The sequence below is a fragment of the Clostridium acetobutylicum ATCC 824 genome (genome assembly GCF_000008765.1).
Taxonomy (GTDB): Bacteria; Bacillota; Clostridia; order Clostridiales; family Clostridiaceae; genus Clostridium_S; species Clostridium_S acetobutylicum.
The window spans coordinates 256,322-277,350 of the sequence record NC_003030.1 but is presented as its reverse complement, the minus strand read 5'-3'; the positions used below and the strand labels follow the sequence as shown (position 1 = coordinate 277,350).

17 protein-coding genes, 1 tRNA gene and 2 rRNA genes are annotated in these 21,029 nt (G+C 33.2%); 1 reads left to right on the top strand and 19 read right to left on the bottom strand.

Annotated elements, in window-relative coordinates; genetic code table 11:
• Window positions 1-13 precede the first annotated feature (13 nt).
• The 10 genes from CA_RS01375 to CA_RS01330 form a co-directional block, all read right to left on the bottom strand.
• The gene (locus CA_RS01375) at window positions 14-730 is read right to left on the bottom strand and encodes an ABC transporter ATP-binding protein (RefSeq protein ID WP_010963568.1); all 717 of its coding nucleotides are present in this window, start codon (window positions 728-730) and stop codon (window positions 14-16) included.
• Window positions 723-1,880 (bottom strand): ABC transporter permease, encoded by a 1,158-nt coding sequence (locus CA_RS01370; RefSeq protein ID WP_010963567.1) that lies wholly within the window; start codon window positions 1,878-1,880, stop codon window positions 723-725. The genes CA_RS01375 and CA_RS01370 overlap by 8 nt, the downstream gene beginning before the upstream one ends.
• Before the next feature lie 179 nt (window positions 1,881-2,059).
• A complete protein-coding gene (locus CA_RS01365) occupies window positions 2,060-3,172 on the bottom strand; it encodes an ABC transporter permease (protein ID WP_010963566.1) in 1,113 nt (370 codons plus the stop codon).
• Window positions 3,169-4,305, bottom strand: a complete 1,137-nt coding sequence (locus CA_RS01360; protein ID WP_010963565.1) for an ABC transporter permease — start codon at window positions 4,303-4,305, stop codon at window positions 3,169-3,171. Before CA_RS01360 ends, CA_RS01365 begins: the two co-directional genes overlap by 4 nt.
• 11 nt (window positions 4,306-4,316) lie before the next feature.
• Complete coding sequence (locus tag CA_RS01355) at window positions 4,317-5,249, bottom strand: ABC transporter ATP-binding protein (protein WP_010963564.1); 933 nt, start codon at window positions 5,247-5,249, stop codon at window positions 4,317-4,319.
• A 175-nt stretch (window positions 5,250-5,424) separates the two neighbouring features.
• Window positions 5,425-6,051: a response regulator transcription factor gene (locus CA_RS01350; RefSeq protein WP_010963563.1), complete on the bottom strand. Its 627-nt coding sequence runs from the start codon at window positions 6,049-6,051 to the stop codon at window positions 5,425-5,427.
• Window positions 6,032-7,138 (bottom strand): sensor histidine kinase, encoded by a 1,107-nt coding sequence (locus CA_RS01345; RefSeq protein WP_010963562.1) that lies wholly within the window; start codon window positions 7,136-7,138, stop codon window positions 6,032-6,034. The genes CA_RS01350 and CA_RS01345 overlap by 20 nt, the downstream gene beginning before the upstream one ends.
• A 10-nt stretch (window positions 7,139-7,148) precedes the next feature.
• On the bottom strand, window positions 7,149-8,213 hold the full coding sequence (locus tag CA_RS01340; RefSeq protein WP_010963561.1) for an ABC transporter permease: 1,065 nt from the start codon (window positions 8,211-8,213) through the stop codon (window positions 7,149-7,151).
• Window positions 8,210-9,274, bottom strand: a complete 1,065-nt coding sequence (locus CA_RS01335; protein WP_010963560.1) for an ABC transporter permease — start codon at window positions 9,272-9,274, stop codon at window positions 8,210-8,212. The genes CA_RS01340 and CA_RS01335 overlap by 4 nt, the downstream gene beginning before the upstream one ends.
• 19 nt (window positions 9,275-9,293) lie before the next feature.
• Window positions 9,294-10,226 carry an ABC transporter ATP-binding protein gene (locus tag CA_RS01330; protein ID WP_010963559.1) on the bottom strand — a complete coding sequence of 311 codons (933 nt, stop codon included), beginning with the start codon at window positions 10,224-10,226 and terminating at the stop codon, window positions 9,294-9,296.
• Between the two features lie 165 nt (window positions 10,227-10,391).
• Between CA_RS01330 and CA_RS01325 the strand changes: the two genes are divergently transcribed.
• The gene (locus CA_RS01325; protein WP_010963558.1) at window positions 10,392-11,030 is read left to right on the top strand and encodes a CatA-like O-acetyltransferase; all 639 of its coding nucleotides are present in this window, start codon (window positions 10,392-10,394) and stop codon (window positions 11,028-11,030) included.
• Window positions 11,031-11,182: 152 nt separating this feature from the next.
• On the opposite strand, the gene CA_RS01320 is transcribed toward CA_RS01325, so the two are convergent.
• From CA_RS01320 to CA_RS01280, 9 genes are all read right to left on the bottom strand, one after another.
• On the bottom strand, window positions 11,183-12,559 hold the full coding sequence (locus CA_RS01320; protein ID WP_010963557.1) for a PTS fructose transporter subunit IIC: 1,377 nt from the start codon (window positions 12,557-12,559) through the stop codon (window positions 11,183-11,185).
• Window positions 12,560-12,625: 66 nt separating this feature from the next.
• Window positions 12,626-13,069 carry a PTS sugar transporter subunit IIA gene (locus tag CA_RS01315; protein WP_010963556.1) on the bottom strand — a complete coding sequence of 148 codons (444 nt, stop codon included), beginning with the start codon at window positions 13,067-13,069 and terminating at the stop codon, window positions 12,626-12,628.
• Between the two features lie 4 nt (window positions 13,070-13,073).
• Window positions 13,074-14,003 (bottom strand): 1-phosphofructokinase, encoded by a 930-nt coding sequence (gene pfkB, locus CA_RS01310; RefSeq protein ID WP_010963555.1) that lies wholly within the window; start codon window positions 14,001-14,003, stop codon window positions 13,074-13,076.
• Window positions 14,004-14,017: 14 nt separating this feature from the next.
• Window positions 14,018-14,782, bottom strand: a complete 765-nt coding sequence (locus tag CA_RS01305) for a DeoR/GlpR family DNA-binding transcription regulator (RefSeq protein WP_010963554.1) — start codon at window positions 14,780-14,782, stop codon at window positions 14,018-14,020.
• Between the two features lie 195 nt (window positions 14,783-14,977).
• Window positions 14,978-16,276, bottom strand: a complete 1,299-nt coding sequence (locus tag CA_RS01300) for a metallopeptidase TldD-related protein (RefSeq protein WP_010963553.1) — start codon at window positions 16,274-16,276, stop codon at window positions 14,978-14,980.
• The gene (locus tag CA_RS01295) at window positions 16,276-17,703 is read right to left on the bottom strand and encodes a TldD/PmbA family protein (RefSeq protein ID WP_010963552.1); all 1,428 of its coding nucleotides are present in this window, start codon (window positions 17,701-17,703) and stop codon (window positions 16,276-16,278) included. The genes CA_RS01300 and CA_RS01295 overlap by 1 nt, the downstream gene beginning before the upstream one ends.
• A 92-nt stretch (window positions 17,704-17,795) precedes the next feature.
• Window positions 17,796-17,871: transfer RNA gene (locus tag CA_RS01290), tRNA-Phe, on the bottom strand.
• Between the two features lie 7 nt (window positions 17,872-17,878).
• Window positions 17,879-17,995 (bottom strand): 5S ribosomal RNA (gene rrf, locus CA_RS01285).
• 73 nt (window positions 17,996-18,068) lie between these two features.
• Window positions 18,069-20,974: ribosomal RNA gene (locus CA_RS01280) — 23S ribosomal RNA — on the bottom strand.
• Between the last annotated feature and the right edge of the window lie 55 nt (window positions 20,975-21,029).

The following is a 21,029-nucleotide window of genomic DNA, read 5'->3' as shown; positions in this document are numbered from 1 at the left end:
TAATACACAGTAATTATACTACAAAAATAGATTTTTTATAGGAATCAGGTGTAAATTCACCACAAACCTTTCCATCATTTATATTTATAATTCTATCAGTTTTTTCAGCTATCCTATTATCATGGGTTATGATTACAAATGTAGTATTGTACTCTTTATTTATTTCTCTTAAAAGTTTATAAACACTTTCAGTTGATTTGGAATCTAAATTTCCTGTTGGTTCATCAGCCAAAACAATATCTGGATTATTTAATAGTGCTCTTGCTATTGCCGTTCTCTGCTGTTGTCCTCCAGATAAATTAGTAGCTAAATTATCTTTAACCTTTTCTATTCCTACAAGGTATAGCAGCTCTTCTGCTCTTTTAATTACTTTTTCATTAGGTCTTGCTTTTCCAATAAGGTATGGCATAAGAACATTTTCGAGTACTGTAAATTCAGGCAAAAGGTAATGGAATTGAAATATAAAACCTATAGTTTTGTTTCTAAGCTCTGCTAGACTATTCTTATTCATAGTATCCGTACGCTTTCCCTTTATATATACCTCTCCTGTTGAAGGTTTATCTAATGTTCCCATAATATTTAATATTGTGCTTTTTCCACTTCCTGAAGCACCTATTATTGAGTTAAAAGAGTGTTCTTCAAAACCTAAATTTACATCATGAAGAACAGTTGTTTTTATAATCTTCCCATAAGTCTTACTCACATTTTTAAGCTCTACAATATTAGCCATTTTTTATCACCTCAATTGGATTTAATTTTGAAGACTTTCTAGCTGGTATAATCGCTGCTATGCAAGCTGAAGCTATGGCTATGACAACAGAGAAAACTATAAATTTGTAATCTAAATAAAGTGGAACAACTGGTGTTCCATCCGGATTTACTGCAAATTTAGTGAAGGAATATGTCCACCCAAGACCTAGGGCAACTCCAATTACTGCACCGAAAATTCCTAAAATAAGTCCTTCAAATAAAAATATTCTACTTGCTGCACTGTCCTTTATCCCCATAGCTTTAAGTATACCTATTTGCTTTGACTTTTGCATAACTGTTATAGCAAGTACACTAGTTATTCCCAAGACCACAGAAACAAGTACGAATACCTGAATCATTATACTAGATGCACTTTGTCCACTTAATCCGCTCAAAAGAGATGCATTTGAATCCTTCCAATTTGATATTTTTACATCATTAAGATTTAATGAGCTTTTAACATCCTTAGAAATGACATCTGCATTAAATACATCTTTAACCTGCATTTCAATAGCCGTAACCTTATCTCCATAGTTAAACATATCCTGAGATGTTTTTAGTGTTGTAAGAATCCACTTATCATTTATACTCGATGACTTAAGATCATAAACCCCTGTTATCTTTACTTCCTTTTGTACACCTTTTGGCGTAAATATTGTAATCTTATCTCCAACCTTTAAAGACGCATCCTTTTTTAAATCTATACCTATAAGAACTTCATTTTCATCCTTAGGCTCTCTTCCAATCTTTATATTATCTTTTATTTTATAAATTTTATCAGCATTAGCAAACTCAAAACCTCTTATCAAAACGGGATAGGTTTTATTGTTTTTATCTATAAAGGCTGAAAAATCAGTACTTGCAGAAACATTTTCAACTTTAGAATTAGAGTTTTTTATGGATTTAATTTTGTCTTCCCACCTATCAATTGAGCCATCATTATCTTCAGACGTTACAGTAATCTGCGGTGAACTTCCAATAGTTTTATCAACTAAGCTCTTTTGAAGTCCTTGAATAAGTGTCCCTATAAATACCTGAACAGATACTCCAATTGCAATACCTAATATAATCAGTATTGTTTGTCCTTTACTTGATCTTAAAAACTTCGAAGCTATTCTAAACTCTAACATTATATCCCTCCCGAACTCTAATGATATTTATTATTAGTTGATAATTATTATATGTATTCATTATATTATATTAGACTTCCTATTACAATAATTTTATAGAATAAAAAGTGAGGAATTCCAGGACAAAATTCTCCTTAAAATTCCTCACTTTAAATGTTTCAAATAAACTTTTATACTTTTTAATTATTAGCAACATCTACCTTTTTAACCATTGCTAATACGAGAAATACCACTATGAATATGCATAAAATACCTACCTCTTTATAAATGCTGCTAAGTGATCCGCCATTTATTATTTTATCTACGGCATTCATAGCCCAAGTAGATGGAACAAAATCACCTATTCTTTGAAGTGTACTACCCATAACTTCTTTTGGCCAATAGCATCCACCTAACATAGCAACTGGTGTACTTATAAGGACAGTCATTGAATTTGCCTGCTTTAAATCCTTACATCTATTTGAAATCAAAACTCCAAGTGATACACAAGCTATACCAAAGACTACAAGCACTAAATACAGCTTAATAGGAGAAGGTCCTAAATCAATTTTAACCACATACTTCATAACTAAAAACACGCCTGCTATTTGAATTAAGTTTACAGCAACAAAACTAAACATTGATCCAACAATATATCTAAATCTATTAACTCCACTAGCAAACATTCTATTATATACTCCATCCTTTTTATCAACTAGAATAAGTGTAGTTATCATAGTACTTAAATATATTATACTTGCAATAAGAAAACCTATGGAAGTCGTCGAGGTCTTTTGCTTTTCTCTTTCTCCATTTGTATATTTAGTCTCAGATACAAAATTTCCTTTTTGATAATTCTTAACTCCATTATAAAACTTAGTTTTATCACCTTTAGCTGCTTTAGCTATATTTTGAGCTGCGTTTACAAAACTATTAACGTAATACTCCATGGACGAATCATTTGAGGTACCTTTTATTCCGTATATCTCAATATTTTCTCCTTTAGAATTACCTATAATATTTTTAGTTAATCCTTTTGGTATTACAATTGCCATATCTATTTTTTTATCTATTATATAATCACTTATATCTTTTTTATTCACTATTTTTATCGTTCCATTAGCTTTAATTCTTTCCTTTATCATTGAAGTAAGCTTTGTATTGTCATTATCAACTACACCTACTGTAAATCCGGATCCTCCACTTGAAATCGACGATATGATTGAAATAAAAAGTATTGGAAATAGGAACATAACTATTATATTAGCTTTTTTTCTAAATATTCTTTTTATATTATTAAAAAATATTGTCATGCTACTCTTCTCCTTCCTACAATAGATGCTATAGCTAAAAGTACAATAGACATCCCAAGTAAAATTATTATTGAATTTTCCGCCGTACTTGTAACCCCTTTGTATATCATGTTAAATAATCCTGATTGTGCAAGATTATTAGGAACATATTTTATTATGCTTCCATCTGAAAAAGGAACTTTCACATATCCACCTGATACAAAAGTAAATATGGGCGCTGTTACACTTATTAACATTGATGCTCTTTTGTCATCCCCAGTTATAATCATAAACAAAAAGCCTATTGATGCTGCTAATATTGCAAAGGATGAAACTATTCCCAAAACTAATATAGGATGCCCTCCCCAATTTGCTCCATATACATACTTTGTAAATAGCACAAGAACTACTGCCTGAAGTATCAATGTAAAAATAACCCCTAAAACTACACCTAGTAAATGCTGATAGGTTTTTGTGGCCGTTGTTTTTATTCTCTTTCCAACTCTATCAAAGAATAGATTTTCAAGTTCTGCACTTCCGTAATTCGCACCATATAGTAATATCATCATAAGCATTGTTACTGAATAATAATCTATTGCTCTTGGAGACTTTCCATTTACACTTAGATATTTTTTACTTATATTATTTTTTTCAACATAGCTTGTTCTCATCCTTGATATTTGAGAAGATACTTCAACAGTGTTTGCACCATCATTAAAACTGTCTATTAAACTTTTTATAATCTGATTTCTTGTAGTACTGCTTTTGCTTTCATATATCTCAATTCTTCCCTTTTTATTAGCTTCAATATTATCAGAATAATTACTGTTTATATATATAAGAGAATTACCTTCTCCTTTATCAACAAGTTCTTTTCCTTTTTTATATGAGCTTACTTTTTTTACATTCAATATATCTTTAATGCTCTTATTTTTTAAGAATTCATCAAAGTTTTTAGATATTTCCTTATTATCAGCATTATAATAATATACTGTTGTCTTACCTAAATTTGTAACAGAAAAATTATCTACACTTTTAAGTGCATTTCCAAGAATTAAAATTATAACTATAGGCATTAAAAGCATCATTATAAGAGTTTTTTTATCTGATATATTTGATTTTATAGTATTAATTGCAATATAAAAAACGTTCATAATACCTCCCCCTAATCCCTAAGTTTTCTTCCCGTAAGTGTAAGAAATACACCTTCAAGACTAGGCTTTTCAACATTTATTGATATAATTTTACTCTTAAACTCTGCTATTTTCGCCGTAATTGTGCTTATATTTTCGCTGTTTTTATCTGAAACAATCACCAACATATTTTCATTTCTTCTGCACTTTTTAACATTTTTTATGCCTTCAACAGCTTCTACTAAATCATCTGTAACCTCCGATAATTCAAGTTCAACCTTTTCCTCATTTGATATCATCTCTTTTAGCTGTTCTTTAGTTCCTGTCGCTATTTCTTTTCCATGATCTATAATTGTTATTTTACTGCAAAGCGTCTCTATTTCCTCCATATAATGCGAGGTATATATTATTGTGGACCCCATTTCATTTAATTTTTTAACTGAATCTAAAATATGATTTCTTGATTGTGGATCAATTCCAACTGTTGGTTCATCCATTATAATTAATTTAGGTCTATGAACTATAGCACAAGCAATATTAAGTCTTCTCTGCATACCACCTGAATACTGACCTGGTTTACTTTTTCTTCTATCCCACAAACCTGTAAAATCAAGTGCTTCCTTAACTCTCTCTTTTAAAACTGCTCCCCTAAGACCGTTTAATTTACCAAAGAAGGCAACATTCTCATAAGCTGATAATTCACTAAAAACAGCTATATCTTGTGGTACAACTCCTATATTTCTTTTTATATTTGTATCGCTTCCATTAAATCTTTTACCAAATATTTTAATTTCTCCACTATCAACCTTTGTTAATCCTGTTATTGTATTTATTGTTGTAGACTTTCCCGCACCATTTGGTCCAAGCAATCCATAAATTTCACCATCTTCTATTTTAAGATTCAAGCTATCTACTGCTGTAAACTCCTTATAAGTCTTCTTAAGATTTTTAATTTCTAATATCATCTACAATTCCTCCAAACTTAAATTTCTTCGTTCAAGTTCCTTCCTTCTATACTCATATGATATTAGATTTTACATACCTAAAATAGTGCATTTGTTCATAAATCATAATGACATTTGTCATATCTATAAATGAATAAAAGGAGCATCGCAATTTAACGAAGCTCCTTTTACAAAATCAACTATTCTTTAAATAAAATATTGCAAGTTGTGTTCTATCCCTAAGCTCAAGCTTTTCAAGCAAACTAGTAATGTAATTTCTTACAGTCCCTTCGCTTAAATAAAGCTTTGAAGCAATTTCCTTATTCGAAAGCCCATCTCCTATATTTCTAAGTACCTCCATTTCTCTTTCTGTAAGATTATACTGTTCTAACCCATTATTACTTTTATCTTCCTTAATAAAATTTGATATGGTCTTTGCCACATTTTGTTCAAACACCATATTCCCATTTACAACTGCCTTTAAACTGTCAATTATACTATCAGAGGATTGATTTTTTAAAATATATCCTTCTGCACCATTTTTCAGTGCTTCTTTTATATACTCATCATCCTTAAAAGTTGTAAGTATAACAACCTTTATATCTTTAAAACTTTCCTTAATAACTTTAGTTCCAAGTACACCATCCATAATTGGCATTCTTATATCCATTAAAACAATATCAGGTCTGTTATTTTTACAAAAATCAAAAGCTTCCTGCCCATTGGCGCATGTACCTATTATTTCTATTTCATCTTCCAAATCAAGAAGTATACTAAGACTTTCTCTTATAAGAGCATCATCATCAACTATTAATACCTTCAAATATTTTTCCTCCCCCGTTATTTATAGGAATTATACATACTATTAAAAATCCATTCTCTCCACTTGTAGATATACTTCCCCCTACGCTTCGTATCCTCTCTCTCATACCGCTTATACCTAGTCCCTCTTTCATCTTACTACAACCTACACCATTATCTTTTATGTAAAGCCTTATATACTTATCATTTATGTCTATATTTACAATAACCTTGGTAGCTGCTGAATATTTTAATGCATTTGTAAGTGCTTCTTTTACATTCAAGGCTATAATCTGCATATTTATTGCAGACACCAATTCCTCACTACCAGTATATGAAAAATCCACACTACAGAACTTAAAATTATTTATTATATTTTTTATATATTCTATTCCTACCTTCTCCTTAGGAACTATATTATGCACTGTATTCCTTATAAGTGTCAGGGCTTCAGAAATCCTTTCTGTACTTTCCTTTAAAATTTTCTTTGACTTCTCACTATCCTTATCATATAATTTCAGTGCAACTTGAAGCTGCATATAAGTTCCTGCTATACTGTGTCCTACATTATCATGAATATCTCTTGCAATCCTATTTCTCTCTTTTATCTCAGCCATATGTGCTACTTCTAAAGATGAATTCATAAGCCTTGTTTTAGCATTTTCAAGCTCATATACTAATCTTCTTTCATCATCAAAGGTCTTCCTGTATAGTTCTTCTCTTTTTCTCATATTTATCAAGCAATATGCAAGCATACCTGATATCAAACAAAATACCGAAAAATTCAAGTTGCTGTACTCTCTAAAATATATAATACCTATCAAAGCCAACGCTATTCCTAAATAAAATTCATCATAAACTAAATCAAATATAACGCCAGGAAGTAAAAATACAAAATAACTGTTAAAGAGTCCTGATATTATAACACTGATAAGTTCCACAACTGCACCATACCTTAATTTGAGAAATCTTTCTTTTAGGACAAAGAGAATTACATTGGTTAAAAATATTATTACTATAATACCTCCACCAACACCATTAGTACAAAGCTGAATCAAGACATATAAAAAAAATATAGTTTTTAAGATAATCAAAAATTTATTATTCATATAAACCTCTTTACTTTATTACATCTTTTTTAGTAATAGTCCCAGTAAACAAAAATGCTATTGCAAATAACAGAATTATTAAGATGTCCATATTTAATACTTTATAATTATTGTAAATTAATATATTATTTATACCATCAACAACCCACTTAGTAGGTACAAACTGTGCTGCAAATCGAAACTCCTTTGGCATATTATCAATTCCCCAAAAGCACCCTCCAAGCATGCACATTGGAATAATACTAAATGATGTTTGCCAAGTTTTGTTCAATACTCCATTCAAAAGCATTGCAAATGTAACTGACATTATTGATGCCGATAAAAACAGTAGTAAAAGCGGTAGAAAATACTGAAATATTATGCTTCCATACAATATAGTAATCTCTACAAACACTAAAAGTACTTGAATAATATCAACCAAAACCAAAAGGCTTAGGTTTTGAAGAACATAGCTTCTTACACTAATTGGTGCTGCAAAAATTCTTCTATCATCATTTATAACACTTCTTGAAAAAATACAAGAATTTAAAAGTAAAAACATGACTAGAAAATTAAACATAATTGATATTGTACCCTGCTGTTTCATTTTACCGGTAGAGTTGCTTATTTGAGTTTTATAAATGGGTTTAGATATATTTTTATAGAAGATATTTACGTTTTTATTTGAGATTGAATAAATCCTTCGTGCATTTTGTATAAGTATTGAAATATTTTGATTAACTATCTTATGATACTCACTTTTTTTATCAGTATATAATTTTAATTTAATATCCTTTCCGTAGAATATATTCTTCGTAAAACCTTTTTCTATTGCAATAACAGTAGTAACAGAATTATTTGCAATTGCAATTTTGCTTTCGTCACTTTTTACACAAACTAAGTCATAGTTATCTTCTAATTTATTTCTAATTATTTTTGTAAGCTTAGTTTTATCATCATCTACAAAACCTACTTTAATTTTTGACGTACTAATATTCATTACAAAAATTGAAAATATCAGAGGAAGGAGATAAACAAATATTACCATTCTCTTTTTATTCATAAGCCTCTTTATTCCAAAGAGTATAATATTCAAGTTAATCGCCTCCTTGCTAAAATAAGTACTAGTGTCCCTAAAATAAGATCTAAGATTATAAGTTCAATATAAAACATCTTGGTACCTATATTAAGTGCATATATAGCATTAAAAATTATATTTTGAGCTGCGTAACTAGGAGAAAACATACTGAATTCAGTTAATTTATCTCCTAAAATTCTCCTACTAACATACCCTCCTGATAGAATTGTAAATATAGGTATTAATATCTCAACTATATACTTTGACACCTCTTTACTTGATATTATTAATTCTATACACATTCCTAACCCTATCGCAAAAAAAGAATATAAAAATATCACAGCTAAAATTGCTATATAATTATTTCCTTGATCAATTCCGTAAGCAAATTTTGAAAATAAAAACACAATTGAAGCATCTAATATAATAACTAATACAAGTCCCATCATTTTTCCTAAAACCATGTTACTTTGTTTAATAGGTAAACTACCAATTCTTTCTCTAATATTCTTGTTTCTATCTGTACTTATAGCATTAATACCATATATAGTTCCATACAAAATTATCATGACAAGCATTGTTACTGAATAATAGCTAAATGATTGATTACTAAAATTAATTGTTGAGACTGTATTTTCATTACCATTCTTGTATCCTTTGCTTGATAAGTCTTCTGCACAACTATAAACAAAATTTTTTATTATTGAATAATCAAAAGAATCTATCTTGTCTGCTTTTACATGTAGCTTTAGCATGTTTTTATCATCTACATGTATATAGGCATCATATTTTTTATTTTCCAAATCAAGTATTGCTTTTTTATTAGAATTAGCTTTTATTATATTAATCTTGTTTCTAAAAGCCTCACTACCTTTTATAAAATTATCTATCTCTTGATAGCTCCCCTTATTATCGGCATAAACTTCTATATTCTCTTGATAGCTTATACCTCCACTAAAGTCACTTTTAAGTGAATTTCCCAAAATAGCTATTAGAGCTATAGGAAATATTATCATCATTACTATGCTAGATTTAAATTCTTTTTTAAAGATGTAGTAGGCTATATGTAATATTCTCAAATGATTACCACCTATCTATTTAATTATCCAAATTTCTTCCTGTAAGGGCCAAGAAAACTGTTTCTATGCTAGGCCTATCAATGATAACATCTAAAACCTCTAATCCAGACCCCACAATCATGTCTATTATTTTAGCTATATTCTTACTATTTTTATCCGAAACTATATCGATATAATCTGCATTTATACTACATTCTTTAACTCCGTAAATTTTCTTTATTTCATCCACAATAGTATAGTTTAATGCTGACGGCTTTATTTTAATTTTTTCTTCCTTTGCTGCTAAGCTCTTAAGCTCCTCTTTATCGCCCTTTGCAATAATTCTCCCTTCATTGATTATAGCTATACTACTACAGATTCTCTCTATTTCCTCCATATAATGCGAAGTATAAATTATAGTTGCACCGTTTTTGTTTAGCTCCTTTATTGATTCTAAAAGATTGCTTCTAGACTTTGGATCTATACCAGCAGTAGGCTCATCCATGATTATAAGCTTTGGTTTATGTACAATTCCACAAGCTATGTTAAGCCTCCTAAGCATACCCCCTGAAAGCTGTTTAGGAAACTTCCTTGCATTATCCCAAATTCCTACAAAATTTAATGCTTCTCTTGCGTACTCTTTAAGCTTCTTTCCTCTAAGACCATACATTCCTCCAAAATACATTACATTGTCATATACATTTAAATCATCGTACACAGATATAGTCTGAGTTACTATTCCTATAGATTTCTTTATAGCCATCTCATTTTTTAGAAAATCCATTCCAAAAATTCTTATACTTCCAGAATCTATTTTATTTAATCCTATTATGCAATCTATTATAGTTGTTTTTCCAGCACCATTAGGTCCCAAAAGCCCTAATATTTCTCCTTCTTCTATACTTAAATTAACATTATCAACTGCTAAAAAATCTCCATACCTTTTAACTAAATTTTTTATTTCTAGAAGCATAGTTACCACCCTTTTTAACTTTATAGTTTTATTTTATCAGACTCTGATTAACATAAAAAGCTGTAATGTTAAAATATTCAAAGTTGAATTTATATTGTGTACAATAATCAATGTTATAATTACTTTATATTCATTAATTAATTTTTTATTGGGAGTGGTGTATATATGAAATATATAGACATGTCAAACTGGAAGAGACGGGATCACTTTAACTATTTTAGAAATCTTGATTACCCTCATTTTAATATATGTGCAAATTTAGATATTACAAACTTTTATAATTACATAAAAGAAAATAAATTGCCTTTTTTTATATCGGTTCTATATGCTTCAACTAAAACTGCCAATGGTATACAAGAATTTCGACTTAGAATACGAGAAGATAAATTAATTGAACATGAAATTGTACATCCTTCTTTTACTATAATGACTGAAGGAGAGGTATTCAACTTTTGTGATGCTAAGTTCATAGAAAACTATACTGATTTTAAAGATAATACATTAAAAGAAATTGAAAAAGCAAAGCTCAATACCTGCTTAAAGAATGATAAAAAACGTGATGATCTATTATACACAACAAGTATACCTTGGATTTCCTTTACCAGCATAAGCCATCCAATTAACACAAATACTACTGATAGCATACCGCGAATAGCTTGGGGGAAGTTTTTTAATGAGAATGGAAAGGTTAAGTTGCCATTTTCTGTGCAAGCTCATCATGCAGTTGTTGATGGTGTTCATGCAGGACATTTTTTTAACATCATTCAAGAAATGTTTAATAACCCCACAAAATATTTTTTCTAGAAAAGTCCAATACCATATCTAATGACCTAGAAGTTTTTCAAATCCCTCTACAGTTTTATTAAGCATATTAACAATCAAATTTTCATACATGATTTACCGAAAAACAAAAAGAACGCTGCTATTAGCAACATTCTTTTTATTAAATAATTTTATTATTTTCTTACTATGTCTTTCTTTAAAGCTACAAGTAATAACGCTGATACTACCATACCTACTAGTATTGATATTATATATCCTCCTAAATTTGTAACAACATGAGGTATAAATAATACCCATACTCCTCCATGTGGAACTGCAAGTCTTGAACCAAATATCATTGATAATGCTCCAGTTACTGCTGAGCCTGCCATCATCGAAGGAATAACTCTAAGAGGATCTGCTGCTGCAAATGGTATTGCGCCTTCTGTTATGAATGATAATCCAAGTGCCCATGCTGCTTTTCCTGCTTCTCTTTCCTGCTCATTAAATTTCTTCTTTCCTATTACTGTTGCAAGTGCTATTGCAAGAGGTGGTACCATTCCTGCTGCCATTGTAGCAGCCATTATAGTTGTTCCTGTAGTTGTTATTGTTCCTGTAGCGAATACGTATGCTGCTTTATTGAAAGGACCTCCCATATCAAATGCCATCATGCATCCTAAAACTATACCTAACACTGCTGCATTTGCTCCACTTAATCCCTTTAAGAAACCTGTAAGTCCATTATTGATTGCTTTTACTGGGTCGCCTAGAATAAACATCATTACGAGTGCTATAAATAATGTGGAAAGTACTGGTATTATAAGTACTGGCATCAAACTATCAAGTGCTTTTGGAAGTTTTATATATTTCTTTAATAGTACAACAAAATATCCTGCGATAAAACCTGCTAGCAACGCTCCTATAAATCCTGCGCCTATAGTACTTGCTAAAGCACCACCAACAAATCCCGGAACAAGTCCTGGTCTGTCAGCAATAGAGAATGAAATATATCCTGCTAAAACTGGTAACATCAATGCAAATGCTTGTTTTCCTGTACTAAATATTGTCTCTCCGATTGTTCCTGGTGTTTTGAAAACATATATTCCGCCGATTGCAAATCCTAGTGCTATAAGTATTCCTCCTGCTACAACAAAAGGTATCATGAAGGAAACTCCTGTCATTAAGTGTTTATATACTCCTGAAGCTCTGCCCTTATCTTCTCTTTTCTCTTCTACTTTAGATTTTTCATTACTGTTTCCGTATATTTTGTTTGAGCTAAGTGCTGTATTTATAAGTCCCTTTGGATCCTTTATAGCATCTTTAACTGGAACTTCTATTAATACCTTACCAGCAAATCTGGATTTATCAACGTTAGTATCTGCTGCTATAATAACTGCGTCTGCATCGTTTACATCACTAGTAGTTATTACGTTTTCTGCTCCTACCGAACCTTGAGTTTCAACTTTTATTTTATGACCCATTTCTTCTGCTGCCATCTGAAGTGCCTCTGCTGCCATGTACGTATGTGCAATTCCTGTTGGACAAGATGTTATAGCAACTAACTTTTTCATTTTTATTTCCTCCCTTATTATATAATTTAGTATAAACACTTATTATAATGATAATAATTTTATTTTTTATTCGAAAACTGTTATAAACTCTTCAAAACTTTGGGCATTCTTTATTTTTTCTCTTACTTCTGTATGCATAAGTTTTCTTGATATTTCACTTAAAGCCTTAAGATGTATGTCACTAGATTCTTCTGGAACAGCTATTAAAAAGAATAAATGCGCTGGTTTATCATCCATTGACTGATAGTCTATTCCCTCTTTGCTTAATCCAAATGTTATAGCAGCCTCTTTAACTGCACTACATTTACCATGCGGAATAGCTATTCCCATACCTATACCAGTAGAGAATTCCTCTTCTCTTTTTAATACAGCTCTTTTTAATTCTTCCTTATCAGTAACCTTTCCGTCATTATATAAAATTTCTATAAGCTCATTTATGGCTTCTTCCTTAGTTTTAGCTTTAAGATTAAATGTGACCCTTTCTTTTGAAAACATATCCTTAGTTGACATAATATTATACCTCCTCAATAACTACACTTTTTAATAATTCTTTAACATCCTCCAAGCTGCAAGCTTCGGTCCCTTCAGTTGAAACTGATGCCGCTCCACAAGCTATAGAAAACCTTAATATTTCTTTCTCATTAAGACTATTTATAATTCCATATACAAATGCTGCTACCATAGAATCTCCTGCACCAACTGTGCTCTTAACTGGAACTACCAAACCCTTAGCATAATATGATTTATCCTTATTTACAAACAGAGCTCCTTTAGATCCTAGTGATATTAAAACATTTGAAACTCCTAATCCAATTACTTCTTTTGCTCCATCTATAATGTCAGTATTATTCTTAAACTTCTTATTTAAAAGAAGTTCAAACTCCATATCATTAGGTTTTATGATATACGGATTTTCTTTTATTCCTTCACTTAGAAGCTCTCCTTCTGCATCTAAGATTACAAAAGAACCCTCTTCTTTAGCTATTTTTGTTAAAGTTCCGTATATATTCTTTGGAATACCTGGAGCTACTCCTCCTGATAATACAACGATGTCATCCTTATTGCACATATCTTTGAATTTATTCATAAACATTTCAAGTTCTTTACTACTTATGCTTGGTCCTGCTTCATTTATATCTGTATATACTTTATTTAAATCGTCTACAATTTTAGTATTTGTTCTAGTATTTCCACTTACAGTTATAAATTCATTTTTTATTCCTCTTTTATCTAACTCTTCTCTGAAATCTTTCTCCCACATACCACCAATAAAACCAGTACATTTGGACTCTATATTGAAATTTTTCAATACTTTTGATACATTTATTCCTTTACCACCAATATCATACCTTATATTACTTACTCTATTTACAACTCCTACATTAAAGTTATCAATATTAAGAGTTTTATCCATTGCAGGATTTAATGTTACAGTTATTACCATGACTTCACCTCCAGTTATGCGACTATTATTTGTACTCCCAAATCTTTAAAATCTTTTATATCTTCTTCTGATAATTCCCCACTTGTAACAATTGCTGTAGCATATTCTGCCTTACAAATCATGGAGAAACAAATATTTTCAAACTTAGAACTATCCGCGACTACTATTACTTTGTTCGCTGCATTTATCATTGCTTTTTTAGCTTGAGCTTCAGTAAAGTTTGGTGTTGTTATTCCCTCTATTGAAGTTATTCCATTTGCTCCAATAAAAGCTTTATCAACCCTAAAATTCTTAAATACACTCTCACATAAATTCCCAACCATTGCTCTAGTATTAGGTCTTAAAATTCCTCCAGCTACTATGAGCTCGATTTTTTTATCTTTTCTGTTTAATAATTCTGATGCTATATCAATAGAATTCGTTATAACTGTTATGTCTTCTGCATCTATGTTTTTAGCTATTTCAAGAGTAGTTGTTCCTGAATCTAATATTATAGTATCCCCATTTTTAATCATATTAGCCGCATACTTTCCTATAGCCAACTTTTCAACTTGTCCCTCATCTTTTTTATCAACGAAAGACGCCTCAAAATTAGTTATATCAATTGGAACTGCGCCTCCATGTGTTCTTTTGAGAATCCTTCTATCTTCCATTTCTTTTAAATCTCTTCTTATTGTGGCTTCTGAAACATCAAAATGGACTGATAATTCATTTACCTTTATACTACCTTCTCTATCTAAAATAGCTTTTATTTCTTTTTGCCTTTCTTCTGCAAACATATAAATCACCTTTCATATATTCATTTGCGAGTGCTTGTGTTTATATTTGTTTGTTTGATTATATTGTAAACGGATTCAAGCATATTGTCAATACATTTTTTTAAAAAAATTTCACATTAAAGCATATATGAACACAAACACACATGCTGTCATAAAAAAGTACCAGCCATTAATTAGGCTGGTACTTTTTATCCATCATTCACCTGCTATTACTACATTGCTCATTTCTATTGCCTTAGGTCCCACAAAACCACTCTCTTTTTGTATTTCTTTCGATAAGAATATATTGTCATCTATGTCTGATATATTAGCACTTAAGGAGCCTCCTGTTATAGGTATGGTTTTTTCTCCATCATAATACCATCCAAGTCTTATTTCTCCCCCAAAATCACCCGTAGTAGAATTCATTTGAAAATCAGAAAATGTTACAAGCTCTAAATATGGCTCCTCTTTCATATCATCTATAGTCTTACTTCCACCATTTACAACAAAATTTTTAATATTTCCTGTAGCTTTATTTTTCAAATAATAGCTATGTCTTAAATCACCATGATAGATTTCTAATTTTCCATCTTTAATAATATCTATTCTAGATAATGGCAATCCATCATTATCTATAGGTGCTGAGTAAATTGAGTTTTCAACCCTTGGATCCAACGTTAAGTTTATAAGATCCCCTTTAACCTTATCTCCTTGAATTGAATCCCCAACTTTCAGTGTAGATATTTTGTTATAAATATTTGCAGCACTTGTCTTATCAACATAATAACTTAAAACTTCCTTCACAGGATTTCCGCTTAATATAACCTTATATCTTCCAGACTTCACCGTGTTTTTAGCTATAGCTCTCTGCTTTGCTAAAAATAACATTTCATTAACAGCTTCAGATATAGTTTTAGGATCGTAATCTGAAAATGTTAGCATTTTGTATAATTCTATTTCTTCATCTTTTTCTTTCCATGTTGTTACAAATTCAATCATACCTTCATAGCTTTCATAGCTAGCATCAACTCCATAAGATGTAACTATTCTTTTGTAATTCTTATTTAAAAAGATTTCAGCAGAATTGATTCCACCATTTTTTTCATTGTCGTTTTTATACAGCGCTTCAGCTAATTTCGGCATCCAGTAAGATAACGTCTCTTCTGAAAACTTACTTTTAACATTTTCTATTTTTTCGATTTTAATTTTAGGAATACTGTAGTACTCATTTTTTACAAAACCTGCTGCAAAAATACCATCCTCGATTGTCTTATCTATTTCATCTATTTTCATAGTTGGGTCTATATTAAAAGAAGAACTTCCCGTATATTTAGCTTTGTCCTGCTCAAAATTTTTATAAACAGTAACCTTAAAATGATGTACATCTTTACTTCTAGTCATATCAATATCTGATTTTACAAAAAACGCCTCTTCAGAACTTATTCTTTCCTCTATTATTTTATATTCATCAATATTTTTACTTTCTAATATATTCTTTATTTTGTTTATCATTATCCTAACCTCACTTTCGCTTTAATATATGGCCCACCATCTGAAACCTTGGCAAACTCTTTGTACCCTTTACCACAAGCTCCACTTCCTGCAAGTTCAATTTTGTCAGAAACCATAGAAATTGATTTTAAGAGATCAGGAACATAACCTGTTAATACTACTGGAGAAACTATTTTTCCCGTTAGTTTTCCATCTTTAATCTCTAATCCATAATTAAGCATACATTGAATTCCCCAATTTTTAGGGTCTTCCATACCACTATAAGGACAATCTAGTAAATAACCTTTTTTTATAGAAGCAAACATGTCTTCCACTTTATCCTTTCCCTCTACAAAAAAGGTATTTGTCATTCTAGCATAAGTTTTTCTCTCAAATGAAAATCTTTTACCATTACCTGTAGGCTTAGTACCTAGCCTCATAGCTGATAATGTGTCTGAAAGCCCTGTTTTTAGTATTCCATCTTGTATTATCACAGTGTCAGTTCCCATAACCCCCTCATCATCAAATAAATATGACGACACATGCTTTGCACTTCTCGCTCCATCACGCATTGTTACAAGTTCAGACGCTACAGGCTTATCTATATATTCAACTGCCTTAGCTCTATTCTTTACAAACATGTCCATTTCAACTCCATGTCCAAAAGCTTCATGTGCAATTATACCTGATACTTCAGGAGAACAAATAACATCATATTCACCTGGTTTTACTGCCTCTGCATCCAATAACTTAATTGCTATATCAACTGTATTCTCAACCTTAGTATCCATTTCATCCAATAATTCAGGACCATTTAACCCTGAGCTTGAGGAATAATTAGACCTTGTAATGTTTCCCTTTCTAGATAAAACATTTACATATCCTTCACTCCACACATAAGACTGGTATAAGTCCTTATTATTTGAAATAAAAATCTTTGATACATGAACCTGATGAAATATTGCCTTTGCATCAATTATAAGATTAGAGATATTCAAGGCTTTGTCTTTTATTTTATTAAGCCTTTCAATTATATATTGGCTACTGCAACCTTCAGGTAAAATTTTAACTTCTCCTAAAAAACTATCTTCTATTTTGTTTTCATTAATTACATTATATTTAGTTATCTTAAATTTTTTATCCAGCGTTTCTATTTGTGCATTTACCCTGTTTTTTATATTTTGTGCCAAAGCATCTATATTGTTTTCATCTAATTCATTAAATGAATATTCAGAATATCCTGTGCCATTGTATACCCTTACAACAAAACCTCTTTCATTCCAAAATGAATCAGAAATTTCCACACCTGTTTTCTGCACTATATATCTTTTTCCATGAGAATCCGTACCTAAAACAGAAACATATTTAAAATCTTTAGTTAGTATTTGTATCAGTCTTTTTATGATCTGTTTTTTCTCTATTAAAAACTCAGACATTTTAACTTTCATTACATTTCCCACCTTTAGCAAATTTTAAGTATAATATATAATTTATATATTATACTTAAAATAAAAAAAACTCAAGTATAAACTTGAGTTTTTGGTGGCCAGACCAGGAATCGAACCAGGGACACGAGGATTTTCAGTCCTCTGCTCTACCGACTGAGCTATCTGGCCAAACATTACCCGGCAATGACCTACTCTCCCACAGGGCTGCCCCTGCAGTACCATCGGCGCTTTGGTTCTTAACCTTCGTGTTCGGTATGGGAACGGGTGTTACAACCAAGCTATGGTCACCGGATTAATTTATTTAGTTTTTGAAAGCATTTGTACTTTCAAAATTGCATAGTAATCTTAATATATTTACCTTTATATTGGTCAAGCCCTCGACCTATTAGTATCAGTCAGCTTAAAATGTTACCATTCTTACACCTCTGACCTATCACCTGTTGTTCTTACAGGGGTCTTACTAACTTATGTTATGGGAAATCTAATCTTGAGGTGGGCTTCACGCTTAGATGCCTTCAGCGTTTATCCCTTCCCGACATAGCTACCCAGCCGTGCCTTTGGTAAGACAACTGGTACACCAGAGGTCAGTCCATCCCGGTCCTCTCGTACTAAGGACAGCTCCTCTCAAATTTCCTTCGCCCGCGACGGATAGGGACCGAACTGTCTCACGACGTTCTGAACCCAGCTCGCGTGCCGCTTTAATGGGCGAACAGCCCAACCCTTGGGACCTACTTCAGCCCCAGGATGCGACGAGCCGACATCGAGGTGCCAAACCTCCCCGTCGATGTGGACTCTTGGGGGAGATCAGCCTGTTATCCCCGAGGTAGCTTTTATCCGTTGAGCGATGACCCTCCCACGAGGTGTCACCGGATCACTAAGCCCGACTTTCGTCTCTGCTCCACTTGTTTGTGTCGCAGTCAGGCTCCCTTCTGCCTTTGCACTCTACGCGCGGTTTCCAACCGCGCTGAGGGAACCTTTGGGCGCCTCCGTTACTTTTTAGGAGGCGACCGCCCCAGTCAAACTGCCCTCCTAGCTATGTCCCGTGACCAGTTTCATGGCCTCCGGTTAGAACCCCAGTACTGTCAGGGTGGTATCCCAAAGACGACTCCACAATCCCTGACGGAACTGCTTCCAAGTCTCCCACCTATTCTGTACAGACAATACCGAGATTCAATGCTAAGATACAGTAAAGCTCTACGGGGTCTTTCCGTCCAATCGCGGGTAGCAAGCATCTTCACTTGCACTACAATTTCGCCGGATTTGCTGTTGAGACAGTGCCCAAATCATTACGCCATTCGTGCGGGTCGGAACTTACCCGACAAGGAATTTCGCTACCTTAGGACCGTTATAGTTACGGCCGCCGTTTACTGGGGCTTAAGTTCATGCCTTCGCTTGCGCTAAGCATTCCCCTTAACCTTCCAGCACCGGGCAGGCGTCAGCTCCTATACTTCAGCTTTCGCTTTAGCAGAAACCTGTGTTTTTGATAAACAGTTGCTTGGGCCTATTCTCTGCGACCTACTCTCGTAGGCACCCCTTCTCCCGAAGTTACGGGGTCAATTTGCCGAGTTCCTTAACAGCAATTCTTCCGATGGTCTTAGGATTCTCTCCTCACCTACCTGTGTCGGTTTGCGGTACGGGCACAGAGCTCCTGGATAGAGACTTTTCTTGGCAGCATGAAATCAGATATTTCGGTAGTAAACTACCTCACCATTACACCCCAGACTTAACGAAAGACGGATTTTCCTATCTTTCATCCTCAGTGCTTAGACGTACTTCCAATAACGTACGCATATCCTATCCTCCTGCGTCATCCCATTTCTCATAACGTTACTCTGCGGTATCGGAATATCAACCGATTGTCCATCACCTACGCCTTTCGGCCTCGGCTTAGGTCCCGACTTACCCTGGGCGGACGAACCTTCCCCAGGAAACCTTAGGTTTTCGACCACTAAGATTCTCACTTAGTTCTCGCTACTTATGCCAGCATACTCTCTCCTGTACAGTCCACCGCTCCTTTCGGTACGACTTCAGCCCATACAGGATGCTCCTCTACCACTTGTACGAAGTACAAGTTCACAGCTTCGGTGTTAGATTTTAGCCCCGGACATTTTCGGCGCAGGATCTCTTGACTAGTGAGCTATTACGCACTCTTTTAATGTATGGCTGCTTCTGAGCCAACATCCTAGTTGTCTTAGAAATCCCACATCCTTTACCACTTAATCTATACTTTGGGACCTTAGCTGGTGATCTGGGCTGTTTCCCTTTTGACTACGGATCTTATCATTCGCAGTCTGACTACCATGATTCAAGTATCCAGCATTCGGAGTTTGATAAAGTTCGGTAACTGTTGTCAGCCCCTACCTCATTCAGTGCTCTACCTCCGGTACTCATTCATGGCGCTAGCCCTAAAGCTATTTCGAGGAGAACCAGCTATATCCGAGTTCGATTGGAATTTCTCCCCTATCCACAGCTCATCCCATGGTTTTTCAACACCATTGTGGTTCGGGCCTCCACGGAATTTTACTTCCGCTTCACCCTGGCCATGGATAGGTCACCCGGTTTCGGGTCTACAGCATGCAACTATACGCCCTATTCAGACTTGGTTTCCCTTCGGCTGCGCACCTTAAGTGCTTAACCTTGCTGCATACCGTAACTCGCTGGCTCGTTCTACAAAAAGCACATCATCACACATTAACGTGTTTTGATCGGTTGTGGACACACGGTTTCAGGTTCTATTTCACTCCCCTCCTGGGGTTCTTTTCACCTTTCCCTCACGGTACTTCTTCACTATCGGTCACTAGGTAGTATTTAGCCTTGGGAGGTGGTCCTCCCAGCTTCCCACAAGGTTTCACGTGTCTCGTGGTACTCTGGTACAGATCGGGCTTTTTTCTCTTTTTACCTACAGGACTATTACCTTCTATGGTTTAACTTTCCAGAAATCTTCGGTTAAGATATAAAGCCTTAATGATCTGACCGCAACCCCGGAAACAAGTTTCCGGTTTGGGCTCTTTCCGTTTCGCTCGCCGCTACTAAGGAAATCGATTTTTCTTTCTCTTCCTCCAGGTACTTAGATGTTTCAGTTCCCCGGGTTTACCTCTATATACCTATGAATTCAGTATACAGTTCATGGGGTTACCCATGAGAGTTTCCTCATTCGGAAATCTTCGGTTCACAGGCTATTTGCGCCTACCCGAAGCTTATCGCAGCTTATCACGTCCTTCATCGGCTCCTAGTGCCAAGGCATTCACCATGCGCCCTTTGTAGCTTGACCTTAAGTAAATATATTTAAATTCAAACAACAAAGAATTAACTTTGCCTTGCTTTAG

What these genes read in the sequence shown, in the direction of transcription:
- CA_RS01325 (WP_010963558.1), top strand. Translation starts at nt 10,392, where the DNA reads ATGAAATATATAGACATGTCAAACTGGAAGAGACGGGATCACTTTAAC.
- CA_RS01355 (WP_010963564.1), bottom strand. Translation starts at nt 5,249, where the DNA reads ATGATATTAGAAATTAAAAATCTTAAGAAGACTTATAAGGAGTTTACA.
- CA_RS01375 (WP_010963568.1), bottom strand. Translation starts at nt 730, where the DNA reads ATGGCTAATATTGTAGAGCTTAAAAATGTGAGTAAGACTTATGGGAAG.
- CA_RS01315 (WP_010963556.1), bottom strand. Translation starts at nt 13,069, where the DNA reads ATGTCAACTAAGGATATGTTTTCAAAAGAAAGGGTCACATTTAATCTT.
- CA_RS01300 (WP_010963553.1), bottom strand. Translation starts at nt 16,276, where the DNA reads ATGATAAACAAAATAAAGAATATATTAGAAAGTAAAAATATTGATGAA.
- pfkB (WP_010963555.1), bottom strand. Translation starts at nt 14,003, where the DNA reads ATGGTAATAACTGTAACATTAAATCCTGCAATGGATAAAACTCTTAAT.
- CA_RS01345 (WP_010963562.1), bottom strand. Translation starts at nt 7,138, where the DNA reads ATGAATAATAAATTTTTGATTATCTTAAAAACTATATTTTTTTTATAT.
- CA_RS01360 (WP_010963565.1), bottom strand. Translation starts at nt 4,305, where the DNA reads ATGAACGTTTTTTATATTGCAATTAATACTATAAAATCAAATATATCA.
- CA_RS01305 (WP_010963554.1), bottom strand. Translation starts at nt 14,782, where the DNA reads ATGTTTGCAGAAGAAAGGCAAAAAGAAATAAAAGCTATTTTAGATAGA.
- CA_RS01365 (WP_010963566.1), bottom strand. Translation starts at nt 3,172, where the DNA reads ATGACAATATTTTTTAATAATATAAAAAGAATATTTAGAAAAAAAGCT.
- CA_RS01370 (WP_010963567.1), bottom strand. Translation starts at nt 1,880, where the DNA reads ATGTTAGAGTTTAGAATAGCTTCGAAGTTTTTAAGATCAAGTAAAGGA.
- CA_RS01320 (WP_010963557.1), bottom strand. Translation starts at nt 12,559, where the DNA reads ATGAAAAAGTTAGTTGCTATAACATCTTGTCCAACAGGAATTGCACAT.
- CA_RS01295 (WP_010963552.1), bottom strand. Translation starts at nt 17,703, where the DNA reads ATGAAAGTTAAAATGTCTGAGTTTTTAATAGAGAAAAAACAGATCATA.
- CA_RS01330 (WP_010963559.1), bottom strand. Translation starts at nt 10,226, where the DNA reads ATGCTTCTAGAAATAAAAAATTTAGTTAAAAGGTATGGAGATTTTTTA.